This window comes from Marinoscillum furvescens DSM 4134 (genome assembly GCF_003386095.1).
In the GTDB taxonomy this organism is placed as follows: Bacteria; Bacteroidota; Bacteroidia; order Cytophagales; family Cyclobacteriaceae; genus Marinoscillum; species Marinoscillum furvescens.
Genome location: NZ_QREG01000004.1, coordinates 189,882 through 205,874, shown reverse-complemented (window position 1 = coordinate 205,874; position 15,993 = coordinate 189,882). Strand labels below are relative to the sequence as shown.

Sequence of the window (15,993 nt, the reverse complement as noted above, 5' to 3'; positions counted from 1 at the left end):
AGGTTTGACCAACAGCCGCTCAACCTCAAAACTCCTTTTCTCCAAATTCACTTTTGATAAAGCGGGACTTATTGAGCGATTTATTGATGGCATAAGTTAAGTTGATCATGATCATGTCTACCTCATACACATAGTTGGTAGTGGTATAAAATGACCCCTCCCGCCAGGTGGTGATCCGCTGCTCATTGGTGGGCAGCAGCCCCATGTCCATATTGAGCCACTGAAGGGTAGCAGAAAATCGCTCTCCGAAATCTTTACGGATTGTCAAATTTGGAGAAAGATACCTACTGTCCTCCCCCTGAGCTGTCACACGATCGGATAGATAGTTTAGAGCCCACTGCACAGATAAATCATCCCGTATGTCAAAAGTCATGTTTGCATTGATGGAGTGGATCCACGCACTACTACTTACCGGGCGCTCATCAAATCTACCATCTATACCGTAGTGATAGACATTGCCCCCTGCAAACACTTTCCACCAGCTGGTGGGCTGCAGCTCTGCTCCCAGCTCCAACCCAAAAGTAGTACCAACTCCCACGTTGGAGTAGATCCGGTTGAGGATGGTATCGTTAAACACTGTGTTCACTCTATTGACCAGGTTGTCAACATTTCGGTAGTAGGCCGTTGCAAAAACAGAGTTGGCACCAAAATCCTTCACCGCGCCTAACTCTATCAGATCGATGAATTCGGGCTTGAGTGTAGGGTCTCCCTGCTCGAGGGTCTCGGAGTGCTCTCGCTCCGGAAAGGGATTCATCTTAAAAGTAGTGGTACGCTCCACTCTACGGCTGTAGGCAGCTTTGAGGCGTAGCGATTCAGAAACGGCATATTGCACATTGGCAGAAGGGTATGGCTGCACAAAATCATATTGGTATAAAGTGTCGATTTGCCCTGCTTTGTCTTTTAGCGAAAGCTCCCGATCCATCACCTCTAATCGTAAGCCGGCCCCATACTCCCATTTGCCCTGGCTACCAGACAGCTGCACGTATCCCGAATGAATACGGCGAGAAAGATCTACCTCACTGGAAAATTCCGGCACCAGCTCAAAAGCACCAGTAGCATTGTTTTTGCGCTGGTATACAAAATCTCCTGTATGTACCAGGCTGCGGTACTGATAGCCCATATCCCACTGCAAGCCGTCAGTCATGGGCAAGGAATAGTCGATCTGGGCACGAAAGCCATCCAGCGGGTTGTCATTGGTATTGTATTCTTCCTGATACACCTCGCCAGTTTGCGGGTTGAGGTTTACGTTGGTAGTAGGTCCTCCTAGCAGTGTGTACTCATAGAGCACCGAAGCGCTCAGCTTGGCTCCATCGCCAAAAGTATGTGCATAATCTATGCTTCCCAGAGCAAAATCTCCTTTTCGTATCCTTAGGTTTTCATTGAAATACTGAAAAGTATAGAGCCGTTCGCCAGTAAACTGTAGGCGGGCATGGTTGTCATCATACAAGATGTCTGCTGTCCGGTCTTTACTGCGCTTACCTCCATATACTCCCAACGAAAACTCATCACTGGCTGTAGGACTGTAGGTGAGCGTAAGTCTTCCTGAGTAGCTCTGATCGTCAAAGCTACGCTCGCCATCCGAAGGAAACTGTGTAATGGTATCACCCGACACGGTATACACATCTCCTTCTCTTCTTCCAGAGATGTCATTGCGCAGGTAGCTCAAGCCAACAGACGACTGCCACTTGCCTTTGCGCAAATGCGCGGTAACATCAGCACCATGGCGAAGTGCCGCCTCGGCATTGTCATAATCCTGAATACTGGGCAGGCCATATTTTACGTTGGCTTGCAGAAAGGCTCCATCGGCCGCACCTTTTTTGGTTATGATATTGATGAGCCCTGCCTTACCTTCAGGGTCATATTTGGCCGAAGGGGCAGTGATCAGCTCTACACGCTCTATGGCATTGGCAGGCAGCTGCCCTAGCACCAGCGCAGGATCTGATTGCAATGGCTTGCCATTGAGCAACACTACGAAACCAGAGGATCCACGCACAGAAATATTGCCTTGCACGTCCATACTTACCGATGGCATGCCACGCAGCACATCCGTAGCTGTGCCACCCTGTGCTGCACGAAACTTTTCTGCTTCATATACCTGCCGGTCTATTTTATGAATACTGGTGACTTTTTCTCCAGTTACCCCCACTTCCGCCAGCAGCTGATCGTCGGGCGAAAGACTCAGCACGCCAAGACTTACCTCCTCATTTTTGGCTACAGATATGGTAGGGACAGTAAGCGAACGAAAGCCAACAAACTGCGCAAGCAGGTAGTAATCCCCAGGTTTTAACCCAGATAAAGCAAACGCTCCACTTTCATCAGTAACTGCACCCCCTACCAGCACGCTATCGGTGCGGTAAAGTGCTACAGTGGCGTACTCCAGAGGAGCACCTTCCGCCTGATCTTTAAGTATGCCCTGCACGGAAGCTTGAGCGTACAGAAGTGATGCATTCATTAGCAGTAAGGTCACAGTAATGACCGGTCGGAAATCAAACTTTATAATCATATGTGCAAAGAAAATGGGCTACACTTCTTATTTATGGTAAATTCATAAAATAAACAGTAATTTTTACGGTTATTAGTCACCCAGCTGGCTGACGTACTCCCTAGGGGTGAGGTTTGTGCGTGTTTTGAAAAATTTAATAAAGTTGCTTGGGTCAGTATAATTGAGCATATAGGCCACCTCAGCCACCGACATATCCGTGTGTCGCAAGAGGTTTTTAGCTTCAAGCGTAAGCCGATCCTTAATAAAGTCAGTCGCATTGGTACTGGCTACAGCCTGTGTGATCGTGTTCAGTTTGTATGCCGTCATATTCAGCCTGGCAGCATATTCTTCTACTGTGCGCAAGTCTGTGATATGTTCATCTAGCAGGCGCTTAAATCGGTAGAATGCGGGCAAGTAACGATGGTCTCTTGAAATATCAGCATCCACTAGTTCTCTTGCTTTCAACACAATGAGGTTGAGGTATGCTGCCATCAATGCCTCTGAAGCACCCGCTTTAAATTCGCCGTATAGCTGATCAAGCAACACAAAAAATTCCGGGTTACGCTCTAGCTGAAAAGAGGTAGGCAATGAAAAAAGCTCCACCATCAGGTTGGGAAAAGGAGCTATTAATTTTTCATCGAAAAGAAGTACAAAACCCGCTGGTAAGCGCGAAAAATCCCAGCAATGCACCTGGCCGGGTTTTAGGTAATAGCCATGAAAGGGCCCCACTTCGTAAGTAGTCTCATCGATCTGGTGCCATCCAGCACCCTCGCTCAAAAAGATCAGTTCGTGATACCCTCCGTGCTTATGCGGTACGGTAGGTTTGATCACCGGCTTCATCCGGGATACCTTTATTGCACCTTGTGTTAATTTGTTTTTGACTTGAAGAACGGACTGACCTGTATTTCCCATGAGGAGTCTTCTCCACAAATATAATGCCTCCAATTAGCGCAAAGGATTGGCCAATAATCTGGTGCATCTTAAAAGTAACAAGCTTTCCAATTCGACAACTAACCTCAGGTAAGGAGAGGTTTACGAGTAAATGCATAAAAAAAGACCTGTTTGCGTTCCAAACAGGCCTTTCAATTCCCAACCAAGAATCCTTTTTATTTCCCAACCACGGATTCTTATGTACTAAAGTAGAAAGCCCCAATCTACTATCGGGGCTTCACTCGGTGGATGGTTAGAGTTACTCGTTGGCTTATGCTTATGACACTTCTAGTTGACTACCAACACCAGCTGCTGGCCAGTAGTAATGAGTCCAGGCACATAGAAGTCAAAATTTCCGTTAAAGGCTCCGCCCGCAGGCACAGTCCAGGTGGCTAGCCACTGACGTGGTGAGGTCGGAGTGGTGTAGACGTTCTTTGTGACGCCATTCATCAGCACAGGACCATTGTAGGTAAATGATGGCGTATTTACACTATTGGTATAGTTGGAGCCGAAATAAACGGAAACCGTTTTAGATGTGCTGTGCGGGTTTGTAAACGCCAAAGTGATGTCATATTTATGCCCATAGTTGCCATAGGTTTTGTCTGCAGAATCTGACAGCCTCATCACATCGTCCGCATTCTGATTTTGCAGGTACACGCCATTTACAGCAAACTTGCTGGAAGTATTGAGTGCAAGTCCCAGGTGAGAAGTAGAAGCAGGTAGTGGTAGGTTGGTGGTACCTTTCCATACACTTTCGTCATACACGCCAGCTTCTCTACCATACGCATTGGTACCAGGAGAGTAAATATCTCCAGCTGCAGGACCGCCCTGCGACTTATTTACTGCGTCGGTAAAACTTCCTCCTGAAGTCACTACGGTATACACATACACACCCTGACTAGCCGTCACTTCAAAGCGACCATCGATCATGCCATTGTTAGAAACCGGCAGTTTGGCTACCTCATATGCCTGGTACTGACCTAGCGAAACGTTAGAAAAGGACGTTCTCGGGTTGTTGTTGATCCAATCTTTAGCTACATGAAAGCTCTGGCCTGTACCCGAACCAGTCAGTGGTTTTTCAGCATTGTTGTACATCGACCCCTTACCAGAGATGGTGATGGTAGAGCTGTTGGGGTTGGTCACCAGTACATGCACGTATTTTTGACTACCTGTCTTGTTGATATGGAAAAGGTAAATGGGAAAAGTACCAGACATGGGTGTGGCAGAACCACCTCTGGAAGCATCTGTGCGGGAGTTTTGCATGAGCCAGCCTGTGCCCCTAAAAATTTCCGGGTTGTTACTTTTCCAGATATTGGTACCCTCTAGCTGGCCACCAAGGTCTTCGAGCTCATCTGGTGGCACTATACTGGAGATGGAGCCCGACTGCCAGCTAGAAGCCGGTATCGTACTACTTACAGCACCTGCTACCTCCTGAAATTTGGGCATCTGCCCTACTTCCTCTTGCTCGCATGCGCTAAAGACTAACAGCACTACGCTGAATACAAGGTAAATGGTTGGCTTTTTCATAAAGTAAAAAATGTTTTAGTTAAGTAATTATTTTAAAAAGTAAGATTAATTTAATAATTATTTCTCTTAATAAGAAATACTAAAACATTTATTTACCTAACAACAATCGATTAACCAGGAAGTCTTACCGGTCGTGTAGACCTTTTCCTGCCAGTATCATAGGTGTGTATTTGGCAATGCGGCTTTGGCGTGTTTTGGACTGCTTAGCTGCGGAGATTTGCAGAATATAGCCCCGCTGGCGGCCGGGAGTGAGGGCTTCAAAGGCACTTTTTAATGCGGGATCTGCTTCCAGTGCGGCATGCAGCTCTTCCGGAACCTTCTCCTGTGGGGAGCTCTTGGGCACTTTTTTACCAGACTTTTCCACCGCTATAGCTGCCTGCAAGTAGTCCTGCAGTGCTTCACCATGAGTGACTACTTCCTCCACGCTGGCAAAACGCATCACCTTGCCTACAGTAGAGTTAGGGCCTGGCTTTTCCAACAGACCATGAGGATCATCCAGTAGCACTCCTTTCATAAAGCTCACTACACAGTGAGTTTTCATGGCGCTGACCATCACCACATTTTTCCCGCTGAGGGTATAGCATGGACTGCCCCATTTTACGGTTTCTTCCAGACCAGTGCCCAGCACGATCTCGCGCAAAGCTTTGAGGATATCCACTTGCTGCACAGCCTTACATTGGGGAGTGCCTCCCAGTGAGCATCGGCCACAGCCTTCGGCCAGATAAGTAGCTATATCAGTAGTCATAGTCATGAAGGTAGCATTTTACATCTATTTCTAAAAAACAAGTATTAGTTAGCGGAAAACCGATAGGTAGCCAGCAGGTAAATGCGCTGCACTCTGGATTTGAGGTGGTTGTGCACCGACATACCATTTGCGAGCTCGTAGCGCATTTGCACCTGCACATCCCCTCTGCTAAGTCCTGCACTCAGCACAAGCCCCTGCTCATGGGCACGGGCATCGGGCACAGCTTCTCCCTCGTTAGTTCGGTTGGTGCCGTATATGTGCTGATCTCGCTTTAGTGTGTTAGTACCGGCTACTCTAAACCCATTGGACATCCCCACATCCATAACCAGCGCCCATGCCCCTACTGGCTGACGGTAGCGAATCAGGCTGTTGAGCTTTAGGTAAATGCCCTTGAGGTGTGCATGGTAGTTTGTATAGTACTGGTCATTTTCTGCTTCACGGTAAGTAGTGCTGGTCTCATATGCCGTATAAAGCAGCTCGTTGGCAAAAGACCATTTACCGGCTTTTCGGGGCATTCGTAGCTCGGCCAACAGCCCAAAGGTCAGATGCTGAGCATGAGGAAAGTCCGAAGCTATGAGGTAGTCAAACTCTGATCCCTGAAAGGTAAGCCAGGTGTATGAGCCGCCCAATACCAGTCCCCAATGCAGGGGGCTTCGATCTGGTGGGCGCACAAAGGAAGGTTCAGCACCCATACAAGCATAGTATTTCTCTATAGCGCCCTGTAAGCTGAGGGCTGTATACCTGGTACGCTCCAGATAAGTAGAGATGTCTGGGCACGCTTGCAGGTAATGGGAGAGCTGGCCGAGGTAGCGTTTGTTTTCCACCACCGCTTGCCTTCCGTTTTCGGTGGCCAGGTACCGGTTATACACCAGCAAATCATACCGCCCCTCTTGACGGATATAGAAGTTTTCGGGGGTATCGGTGTGTTTGAGGTAGTATAAGCTACGGTCCCCTCCTACCAGCTGCTGCAAAAACACCCGACGATGTGTGGTAGTCTGCTGATCGTTGTTGTCCAGGGCACTTGTAGCACGTGAATCAGTAACTACAGAAACTTCTGCACTGTAAAAGCGCTCCTGTGCCATAACAGCCAACACGATATCATGAGGGCTAAAATGCGTCAAAGATCCGTCCAGTGTTGCACTAAAAGCAAGCTTCTGCGGGTTGTGCTTCCAGTCTCTAAAATCTATAAAACCCGTAAGCGTATCAGACTGGGTGGTAACCACATAGCCTGGCACCAGGTTTAGCTGTGCTCCCAGTGGGAGCACCAGAAGCAGGAGGGCAAGCAGAAAGATGTTTTTGATGTGCGAAACCATGATGTATTCTTTGGCAGAATACTCAAAAATAACCGTTTGTCGTCAACTAGAAACAAACTTAAGCCCAACTATGGAAGCAATCAGTGTAGTAAGAAAAAAGAGGCGCCAAAACGTGGCTGGTTCGCGAAAAAAGAAGGACACACCCTACATCAAAACCCGTATGAAGATGTCATCCCCGCTGAAATAACCTTTAACTGATTAATTGCCTTTGAAGATTCCTCTGCTCTAAAAGTAACAGACTTGGATGTAGTGCTAATTACTTCGCAATTCTGTTGGTTGAGCATGACTTCAACATACTCCTCTATATGATGAAAATTTTGACCGTAAATTTTAACAATATCTCCTTTTGAAAATTGAAGTGGCTCTATCGAATCAACCGAAGGCACTAAATACTGAAACGATTCACTTGCCACTGTGGGATTACCAACTACACTGAGTTTAACTTTCACTTCTGGAGCATTAGCCACTGCAGGAATGACCGCCATTATTATGGAATCATTAGCCATGAAAGGCCTCAACTCTACATCTCCAAGACTCAATTCATTTTCTATATACCTATAACTAAAATTGCTTCCAGAAATAATAAGCGTATCTTTCCATGTACCAATTTTCGGCGTAAATGATTCAATTTTAGGACCAGGACCACCTATACTCTGAAAGGAAACATTAACCCCATAAACGAGGTAACCTTCTGTTTTGGCGTATGCCCTTACATAATATTTCTCCCCAGGAATCAATGCCGACTGCCCTGTCATTGAAAATCTTTCAGATTCAATATTCTCTGTCTTTGTCACACGATTATGGTGAGTTACTCTGGGATTCTCTATTGTAGCGTATACAAACCCGTACTCTAAAATTTCCTCATTTCCCCTTCTTACAAATTCAGCATTGAAAACCACCCCCTCTTCACTGATATTCTCAATAGGCAAAGTTAGAAGCCTGGGATAGTCCCTTTCCGAGTAAAATTCATCAGAACAACTACATATTGTCGTAAGTACTGTTACTACGACCAAAACCCTGAATGTGTATATCATTTCAAGAATAGAATAAAATTAAACGAAATCCGACTATTGGAAGCATAAATAAAGTCCGTTTCATTAAAGGCTCTCATATTCATGTACCTTAAAGAAACATCTGTAATCCGACCTTTGAAAGGCAATTGGATTCCTGCTCCACCAAAAACCCCGATCTGATTTTTATTAACTTCGAATGGCTCAATTTCTGGCTGCGTACTAATGATATTGTTAAGTTCAAATTCCGAAGACGACTTGGCCTGGGTTGCAATATGAAAATCTAAATTTACTCCGGCCTGAAGATACAATGCATGCTTTTTTCTCGGAACAGTATATTTCATAGATACAGGTAGGGAAATCGTCTGATGCATGATGTAGGAATCGTGGTGTTCGACATGACCTTCTTTGAATCTTATATAAGATGTGTACTCTACTTTTTGATAATGCGTTTCTACTTGAAACCCAAATCGATCATTAAACCGATTAAAAGTAAAGGCACCTACTAAACCGATTGAAGGGTCAAAACTTGAGTATTTATCATCCATGGTAGGCACCATATTACGTCCATCAATATTTACTCCATACCTCGAAAAACCAACAGCCGCACCAAGCTGAATCGTGACAATTGGAATTGACTCTTTAAATACTTGATAATCCTCTTCTCTGCATTGACTATACTTTTCAGAAATGGATATCAAATTCCTTTCGTTCAGTCGCATTTCACTGACCTCAATATTTCCTTCCTTTAAACAATCACTTATCAAATATGCTAGTACGCCTTTCCAGTGGTGAGAGGTTTTTAAAACCTCCCTACCATCATTTACGACCTTCGTTTTCTCAATGACCAAAGGGAGGAAGGAGGTATCTTTTTCTACATAAAACTGATTTTCCAGCCTGTAAACACTCAAGGGCCCTTGAAAAACAACCTCAACAAATGAACTATCTATCTTCGAAGATCGGTATACTCTACCTCCATGATACCCATACCCAAGTAGCTCGTCTGGAAGGAATTTTGTTATCGAATCTTGAGCAACAAACGAACAAGAAACATAACGTTTACCTAATGCCTGATCAACAATACTTCCTGAGACTGTGTCCTGTTCGATTGTGACAATATACCCAGGCTTGTAAACACTCTGTGACGTTGCCTTAAGAACAATAGCCAGGAAAAAACAAAAAAATAAGACTCTACAACTCATATAAGAATGGTCGAAATTATGTGCTTTATCAAAGCCAGAATTCGGCTTTAGGAAACCCATGCTTTAGAAAAAAATTCGAATATAATGAATCCAAGGGATATACCAGCCAGTATTTGCAAGCATATTTAAACTACAGAATTCACTATTTCTACTACTGGAATGTCATTCAAGTTGAGAGATGATATAAGGCATATAAACTATTGATCAATACGAATACTACTCTAATTTGACACCCACTTAAGCCCAACAATGGAAGCAATCAGCGTAGTAAGAAAAAAGAGGCGCCAAAACGTGGCTGGTTCGCGAAAAAAGAAGATCCCCACCAATACGGTACCTACAGCTCCTATTCCCGTCCATACGGCATAGGCCGTACCGATGGGCAACACCTGGCTTGCCTTTACCAGCAAAAACATGCTCACAGCCAGGCACAGCAAAAAGCCTACAAACCAATAGGTGGCTGCTGCACCAGTGGCCACTTTTGCTTTGCCAAGACAGGTAGCAAAAGCAACCTCAAACAACCCGGCAATGATCAATACTATCCAATACATATATGCGCTTGTTCTATGCTTGCAATTTAGTGTGTTTAGGTAGACCAATAGCCCCTTTCAGAAGCTTCTAACACAATTATTGAAAAGCAGCCAGTGTAAGGTCCGGACTCTTCTGCACGAACGCCGCAGGCAACTACCTTCCTTGTCAACGCCCGCCTGCCGGCGAGGCAGGCAACAACCTTCCGCCTCAACGCGACTATCGTCCGCATGAACTCAACTACCTTCCGCATGAACGCAACTACCTTCCGCATGAACGCAGCCACCTTGCGCCTGAGCGCAGCCACCTTCCGTCTCAACGCGACGATCGTCCGCATGAACGCAACTACCTTCCACCTCAACGCGACTATTGTCCGCCTCAACGCAGCCATCTTCCACCTCAACGCAGCCATCTTCCGCCTCAACGCGACTTTCGTCCGTATGAACGCGACTACCTTCCGTCTTAACGCAGCCACCTTCCACCTTAACGCAGCCATCTTCCGCCCGAACGCGACTTTCGTCCGTATGAACGTAGACATCTTCCGCCTCAACGCCCGCCTGCCGGCGAGGCAGGCAGCCATCTTCCACCCTTTCATGAGCTACTTAGAATGGAGAGCCTTAGCATAGCCACCGCTTTTTCCCACTTTTTCAATCTTTTTTACTTAAATGACGGTTTAGTATTGTTTTATTTATACCGGCTCCGTATTTTCAGGTTATTGTTTTACCTAACTCTATCATTATGAACCCATTGGAAAGTAGAAAGTATCGCATGTCAGACGCCATCTTACTGGCTCATGTTGGCAAGGTGGTACAGCAAATTCCAGAAGACCTGGAAACACTCGAAGAGATGATCCCCGTGATCAACAGCCAATTTGTAACTCATCTGAGTGAAGATTATCTAACGGCCCTTCGTGAAGGAGGTGACGATGTAGCTAGTGGTGAACTGGGCCAGCACACACAAAACCTACTGGAGGCCATTGATGACACTAAGCGTCAGGTCAAAAAGCTGCGTTTTTGGATAAACGAAGCTTTTGCCAACGACCCAGCGAGAGCGCGTTCGTTTCAATTGCATCGCTTTTGGAAAGTGGCCAATAGCCAGCCAGAGCTCATCCGGTTTATGAACGCCCTGGCTACACAGGTACAGGCCAACAAACCTGAACTCATGGCAGCCGGAGCACAAGAAGCACTGCTGGACAGCACCAGTATCATCGCAGAGCGACTGGCAGAAGCAGATGCCATACAGGAAAGCAGCAAAGGAGGACGGGTACAAGCCACACAGGCACGCATCATTGCGCTCAATTCCCTATACGATCGCTGCGTAAAGCTCAGCAGAGCAGCACAAATCGTTTTTGAGGATTCACCAGCGGGAGCGCGTTTTTACCAACTGCCACAGTATGAACCTGACGCCACCGATGTAGAAGAAGAAGCGGCTCTGGAAACTCATTAAGGGTTAGAACCGGAGAAAGTTTATGAGGGCTCAAGCCCATTTATCAGTGCATAAAAAAAGCCTGTTTGCGTTCCAAACAGGCTTTTTCAATTCCCAACCAAGAATCCTTTTTTATTTCCCAACCACGGATTCTTGATGCTAAAGTAGCAATGCGCTTTTCTGCACTCTGTCAGTACTCGGTGAGTGGAGTTTTCGGCTCGTTGGATGGCCGGCATTTTTCTATTAGCTATTTCTTCGCTTTAAATACTTCCCCTGACAAACAACAAGAGTCCCTCCAAAAGGGACTCTCACCAACTAATTACACCAAACTAAAAAACTTGCTAAGAGGAAACTGCACGGAAGCTATCTACGGCCTTGCGTACGGAGCCATGAGCTTCCAACAGTTCTTTGGCCTTAGCCTCTGATACTCCGGTATCTTCCATGATCATCTTCACTGCACGCTTTACCAGTTTTTTGTTGCTCAGCTGCATGTCCACCATCTTGTTGCCACGCACTTTGCCCAGGCGTATCATCACGGTGGTAGAAATCATGTTGAGCGCCAGCTTCTGAGCGGTACCTGACTTCATGCGGGTGCTCCCCGTTACAAACTCTGGCCCTACGATCAGCTCTATACCTACATCTGCCACTGCCGACAATTCGGTGTTGCTATTGCAGGAAATGCCTCCTGTAAAAATGCCATTCTCGGATGCTTTGCGGATGCCCCCCAACACATAGGGCGTGCGCCCAGAGGCCGCTATGCCCACTACACTGTCTTTTGCGGTGATGTTGTGTGCCTGTAGGTCTTTCCAGGCCAGTGCTTCGTCATCTTCTGCATGCTCTACAGCTTTGCGAATGGCCGTATCGCCCCCGGCTATGAGCCCTACTACCAGCCCATGCGGTACGCCATAAGTAGGCGGACACTCCGAGGCATCCAGTATACCCAGGCGACCACTGGTACCTGCGCCAATGTAAAACAGCCTGCCTCCCTGCTGCATGCGGGCCACTACCCCCTCTACCAACTCCTCTATCTGAGGAATGGCTTTAGACACGGCCGCTGGCACAGTCTGATCTTCTTTATTGATATTGGAAAGTATCTCCTGCACGCTCATCTTTTCCAGGTCTGTAAACTTCGAAGGTGCCTCTGTGATGATCATATCTCTCTTGTTTTATTGGTCTATCTAAGTCGTTAAATCTTTATGACTGCTATGGTGAAAATCCACCAGTGCATCTATCGGTCTGTGGATGATGTGCTCGCAGGTCATACCTTCTGCATGAGCAACCGCACGTAGCGCATCTGAAAAATGAAAAGCAATGGACCCCACAAAGCCAATGCTATATGCTGCATAATCGGGGTAAGCCCGAATGCACTGCTTAAAAAATGCCTGAAACTCTCGCTCTACCAGGTGCTGCAGGTAACTGGTGTGGCGGTATTCTGCCACGTGTGTCACCATGCTGGCCAAAAATCGGTTGGGATACGGCATGCGGTAGATGCGCTCATAGATAGCTGCCCGGTCCATTTGGAGCGTTTGCCGCAAATGCTCCGCGATATCAGCTGGCATATTACCACGGAGATAATCCTTCAGCAGGCGCTTGCCGATACTCACACCGCCCCCCTCATCACCCAGCAGATAGCCCAGGCTCAGCACATTGGCCTGTACTTTACCTTCTGCATACAGGCAGGAGTTGGACCCGGTACCCAATATGCAAGCGATGCCTGGCTTATGACCAAACAGTACCCGTGCCGCAGCCAGCAAGTCACTGTATACGCCCACTGCAGCTTCAGGAAAAAGGCCTTGAAGCATGGCTGTCATTTGCTTATTGACCTGCTCATCGGCGCATCCTGCGCCGTAAAAATGCACCTGATCGGGTGTCCAGTCGCGTAGTGGCTCCAGCATAGGGTCCTGGCCCAAAGCCTGCAAATCTTCCAGCGAAGGGTTGATCCCACGCGTAGAGAGCTCCACAGGTGTACCGTCTGGCCGTATCCAGCGCCAGTCGGTTTTGCTCGATCCACTTTCTGCTATCAGTACACTCATTTCAATGCTTTATAAACTTTAGTCGTGTAGCCTGCCCCTTCAGAGATGCTACTGCTACATAGATGCCAGCAGGCAAATTATTCGAAAGTAGTACTGGCTCATCAAATTTCCCAGTCAACTCTTTCATCTTTTTGCCCATCAGGTCATAAATGGCCAGCTGCTCTACGGTCTCTCCTACCGGAAAAAACCACACAACGCCTTTACTATCATAACGAATTTCAGGCAAAATTGTCTGGTTTTCAGCCGATAACACGGCCTCTACCAGTAAGCTCACCTGGGCCCACTCACCTACTCCTCCTACATTTTTACCCGCCACATTCAGGTAGTACTCACCAGGAGCCAGCATCCCAAAATTTTCAGTAGTATCTGCTTTGCTAAACTTTTGACGAATGTCACCAACCACATCCTGGCGTGCCACATCCGTGGAAAGCACCACTTCGTAGCCTGTAGCCAGATCAGTTTCTCCCCACACAAAACTCACCTCATCTTCTTCTAACAAGCTAGTGCCCGTGGCAGGCAGATAGATCAAAGGGGCATCCGGCAGGCGCATCAGGGTCTTAAAACGGGTGGTCAGCCACTCTCCTTCGCCCAAATCATTGTAGAGCTGAATTTTTAGGTGATAGGTGGTCCATTCCTGCAGTTCGCTGGCCACCTGATAGGAGCTTACTGCTCCCAGTGTCTCATCGATCACCACATTAAACTCCTGAAACTCGGCACCACCTCTGGCGATTTTGAGGCGGGTCCCTGTAGCCACAGTACTGGCCTCCCACGAGATGAGCGGCTTCAGTGCCACCAACTCCTCGCCATCGTCAGGATGGGTGAGTACAGCCGTACCCGGAAAACCAGTGGTAAAAGTATGCACTGCACTACTACTGCCGAGCCCGGCATAGTTGCCAGCAAACACCCTCCAGTAATAGGTCTGCTCACCCACCAGCGCAAACGACGTAGCATTGATCGTGGTGTCCTTTACGGTAGCTGAGAAGTCTATTGTAGCAAAAGTCTGATCTGTAGAAACTTCTATTTCATAATACTGCGCATTGGCCACACTGCTCCATCGAAAATCAAAAAACGAGGATTGATTTTCGGCACCGTCTTGTGGTAATGCCAAAGCGCCTACGGCTGTGGGAGCTTCCACGGAAAACGAAGTAGTAGTAGAACTCAGGTTTCCGAATCGGTCATAAGCTTTGATAAACAGGTAAGGCATGCTACCTTCCTCCGTTTCCTCTGCGGTAAACTTATTAGAGAACAATACTTTATGAATATTGGCAGGGTCATCAAAATAAGTGTCTGGCACATCGGCACTGGCCGAGGCATAGATCACATAGCGCAGGCCTGCCTCAGACTCATCCCAGGTAAGGTAGTAGGCACCTTCTGTATCTTGTTCCCAGCGCACATTTTGTGGTGCTTCAGGCAATACATCTTGTCGCCACGTCATGGGTGGCATGAGAGCTGGTGCCTGGTATACATTGTCTCTCAGGTAATCTCGCAAGCCATTCACGCGGTTGAAATCCTGGTAGCGAAAAAACACACCTCCCACGGAGTTTTGATGTGCATAGTTCCGTGTGATACCCACTTGCCGGGTGATCTGCTCCAGAGTCCAGGGATCAGCCATTACACGGGCATTGGCTGACTGCTGGTCAAAATACGCTTTGTGCTCGTGCAGGGAGTTTGCCTGCCGGGAGGTAGCTGCGTCGGCATTGAGCCGGTAGATACCGTGGCCTGCCACTACATGTCTGCCAGCATCATGTGCATGGCCTGCCCACCAGGGCAGCAGCTTGCCAAAATCTTGTGAACCGCCTGTAGGCCAGTAGAGCTGAGGGTTTACATAGTCTATAGTGCCAGAATTGAGCCAGTGCAGTGGATCTATATAAATGGTGTTGTAAGCATCCAGCCCTACCACACCGTCCGGGTTTTGGCCATTGCCATAGATGCCAAAGGGGCTGATACCAAAGCGTACGTGGGGTTTTACGGCCACTATGGTGTCGTACACCATGGCCACCATCTTGTTGATATTGTCGCGGCGCCAGTCGCCCTTGTCGGTATAGCCGGTGCCGTAGGTATCAAAGGTATTTTGGTCCTGGCTGCTGGTACCGCTGTAGGAGTAAAAGTAGTCGTCGAAGTGGATGCCGTCAATGTCATAATTATTAACGATCTCACCCACAATTTCTTTGAGGTGCTGCATCACGGCAGGCACTCCCGGGTCAAATATGCGGTGGTCGCTATAGGTAAGCATCCAGTCAGGATGATCCGCATTGTAATCGCCGGGTTTTCCAGAGTTTTTGCCCACGTAGCTTTCGAAGCGATAGGGATTGAGCCAGCCATGGAGCTCCAGGCCTCGCTGGTGAGCCTCATCTATGGCAAACTGCAAAGGATCATAGCCGGGATCTTTGCCCCGCTGGCCGGTAAGGTATTCAGACCAGGGCGCAAGCTCAGAAGGATAAAAAGCATCTGCCGATGGGCGTATTTGCAAGAAAATAGCGTTGAGGTTGAGCGCAGCTGCAGAGTCTAGCAACTCGCGCAGAGTGCGCTGCTGTTGTTCTTTGGTAAAGCGGCCATTTCCAGAGGGCCAGTCCAGGTTGCTGACAGATGCCACCCATACAGCGCGCAGTTCGGTGAGTGGCTGTGCCCGGAGCTGATATCCCAAAGCAAGAATTACCACTAGCACAAGCATTTTACAGTAAGCGGCGCCCATCATTTTCTGTAGTGTCATCAAGGTGAAAGTCTTAAAAAATGTTCTGCTGATAGAAAAAAAGACAACCATGGATGAGGTACCCTAAAAAGGTGTTGCCGTACCCAAAAAA

The 15,993-nt window shown here is 47.5% G+C and carries 13 protein-coding genes; 2 read left to right on the top strand and 11 right to left on the bottom strand.

The features are described from left to right. Positions 1 to 25: 25 nt before the first annotated feature. The 8 genes from C7460_RS06405 to C7460_RS06370 form a co-directional block, all read right to left on the bottom strand. The gene (locus C7460_RS06405; RefSeq protein WP_221409464.1) at positions 26 to 2,452 is read right to left on the bottom strand and encodes a TonB-dependent receptor domain-containing protein; all 2,427 of its coding nucleotides are present in this window, start codon (positions 2,450 to 2,452) and stop codon (positions 26 to 28) included. Positions 2,453 to 2,575: 123 nt separating this feature from the next. After that, a complete protein-coding gene (locus C7460_RS06400) occupies positions 2,576 to 3,322 on the bottom strand; it encodes a helix-turn-helix domain-containing protein (RefSeq protein ID WP_245986203.1) in 747 nt (248 codons plus the stop codon). 378 nt (positions 3,323 to 3,700) lie between these two features. Then, a complete protein-coding gene (locus C7460_RS06395) occupies positions 3,701 to 4,939 on the bottom strand; it encodes a DUF3370 family protein (RefSeq protein ID WP_115867260.1) in 1,239 nt (412 codons plus the stop codon). A gap of 124 nt (positions 4,940 to 5,063) precedes the next feature. Then, positions 5,064 to 5,684 (bottom strand): YdeI/OmpD-associated family protein, encoded by a 621-nt coding sequence (locus C7460_RS06390; protein ID WP_115867259.1) that lies wholly within the window; start codon positions 5,682 to 5,684, stop codon positions 5,064 to 5,066. A 44-nt stretch (positions 5,685 to 5,728) separates the two neighbouring features. Beyond that, a complete protein-coding gene (locus C7460_RS06385; protein ID WP_115867258.1) occupies positions 5,729 to 6,997 on the bottom strand; it encodes a hypothetical protein in 1,269 nt (422 codons plus the stop codon). 149 nt (positions 6,998 to 7,146) lie between these two features. After that, positions 7,147 to 8,031, bottom strand: coding sequence for an IPT/TIG domain-containing protein (locus tag C7460_RS06380; RefSeq protein WP_115867257.1), 885 nt, complete (start codon positions 8,029 to 8,031; stop codon positions 7,147 to 7,149). Next, the gene (locus tag C7460_RS06375; RefSeq protein WP_115867256.1) at positions 8,028 to 9,269 is read right to left on the bottom strand and encodes an outer membrane beta-barrel protein; all 1,242 of its coding nucleotides are present in this window, start codon (positions 9,267 to 9,269) and stop codon (positions 8,028 to 8,030) included. The genes C7460_RS06380 and C7460_RS06375 overlap by 4 nt, the downstream gene beginning before the upstream one ends. A gap of 161 nt (positions 9,270 to 9,430) precedes the next feature. Continuing rightward, positions 9,431 to 9,757, bottom strand: coding sequence for a DMT family transporter (locus C7460_RS06370; protein ID WP_115867255.1), 327 nt, complete (start codon positions 9,755 to 9,757; stop codon positions 9,431 to 9,433). A 228-nt stretch (positions 9,758 to 9,985) separates the two neighbouring features. Here C7460_RS06370 and C7460_RS23485 point away from each other — a divergent pair, with 228 nt between their 5' ends. Both C7460_RS23485 and C7460_RS06360 read left to right on the top strand, forming a co-directional pair. Continuing rightward, positions 9,986 to 10,360, top strand: coding sequence for a hypothetical protein (locus C7460_RS23485; protein WP_147302872.1), 375 nt, complete (start codon positions 9,986 to 9,988; stop codon positions 10,358 to 10,360). A gap of 112 nt (positions 10,361 to 10,472) precedes the next feature. Further along, entirely contained in the window at positions 10,473 to 11,180 is a 708-nt protein-coding gene (locus C7460_RS06360; RefSeq protein ID WP_115867253.1) for a hypothetical protein, read from the top strand. A 320-nt stretch (positions 11,181 to 11,500) separates the two neighbouring features. Here C7460_RS06360 and murQ read toward each other — a convergent pair whose 3' ends face one another. The 3 genes from murQ to C7460_RS06345 are packed head-to-tail and all read right to left on the bottom strand — an operon-like array spanning position 11,501 to position 15,902. After that, positions 11,501 to 12,313 (bottom strand): N-acetylmuramic acid 6-phosphate etherase, encoded by an 813-nt coding sequence (gene murQ / locus C7460_RS06355; RefSeq protein WP_115867252.1) that lies wholly within the window; start codon positions 12,311 to 12,313, stop codon positions 11,501 to 11,503. A 24-nt stretch (positions 12,314 to 12,337) separates the two neighbouring features. Continuing rightward, entirely contained in the window at positions 12,338 to 13,192 is an 855-nt protein-coding gene (locus tag C7460_RS06350; RefSeq protein WP_115867251.1) for an N-acetylglucosamine kinase, read from the bottom strand. Between the two features lies 1 nt (position 13,193). Then, complete coding sequence (locus tag C7460_RS06345) at positions 13,194 to 15,902, bottom strand: family 10 glycosylhydrolase (RefSeq protein WP_170147910.1); 2,709 nt, start codon at positions 15,900 to 15,902, stop codon at positions 13,194 to 13,196. Positions 15,903 to 15,993 lie beyond the last annotated feature (91 nt).

Excerpts from the sequence above, each read along its gene's own strand:
- C7460_RS23485 (WP_147302872.1), top strand. The coding sequence starts at position 9,986 with ATGAACGCAACTACCTTCCGCATGAACGCAGCCACCTTGCGCCTGAGC.
- C7460_RS06370 (WP_115867255.1), bottom strand. The coding sequence starts at position 9,757 with ATGTATTGGATAGTATTGATCATTGCCGGGTTGTTTGAGGTTGCTTTT.
- C7460_RS06385 (WP_115867258.1), bottom strand. The coding sequence starts at position 6,997 with ATGGTTTCGCACATCAAAAACATCTTTCTGCTTGCCCTCCTGCTTCTG.
- C7460_RS06400 (WP_245986203.1), bottom strand. The coding sequence starts at position 3,322 with ATGAAGCCGGTGATCAAACCTACCGTACCGCATAAGCACGGAGGGTAT.
- C7460_RS06405 (WP_221409464.1), bottom strand. The coding sequence starts at position 2,452 with ATGAATGCATCACTTCTGTACGCTCAAGCTTCCGTGCAGGGCATACTT.
- C7460_RS06380 (WP_115867257.1), bottom strand. The coding sequence starts at position 8,031 with ATGATATACACATTCAGGGTTTTGGTCGTAGTAACAGTACTTACGACA.
- C7460_RS06345 (WP_170147910.1), bottom strand. The coding sequence starts at position 15,902 with ATGACACTACAGAAAATGATGGGCGCCGCTTACTGTAAAATGCTTGTG.
- C7460_RS06360 (WP_115867253.1), top strand. The coding sequence starts at position 10,473 with ATGAACCCATTGGAAAGTAGAAAGTATCGCATGTCAGACGCCATCTTA.
- C7460_RS06395 (WP_115867260.1), bottom strand. The coding sequence starts at position 4,939 with ATGAAAAAGCCAACCATTTACCTTGTATTCAGCGTAGTGCTGTTAGTC.
- murQ (WP_115867252.1), bottom strand. The coding sequence starts at position 12,313 with ATGATCATCACAGAGGCACCTTCGAAGTTTACAGACCTGGAAAAGATG.
- C7460_RS06390 (WP_115867259.1), bottom strand. The coding sequence starts at position 5,684 with ATGACTACTGATATAGCTACTTATCTGGCCGAAGGCTGTGGCCGATGC.
- C7460_RS06350 (WP_115867251.1), bottom strand. The coding sequence starts at position 13,192 with ATGAGTGTACTGATAGCAGAAAGTGGATCGAGCAAAACCGACTGGCGC.
- C7460_RS06375 (WP_115867256.1), bottom strand. The coding sequence starts at position 9,269 with ATGGGTTTCCTAAAGCCGAATTCTGGCTTTGATAAAGCACATAATTTC.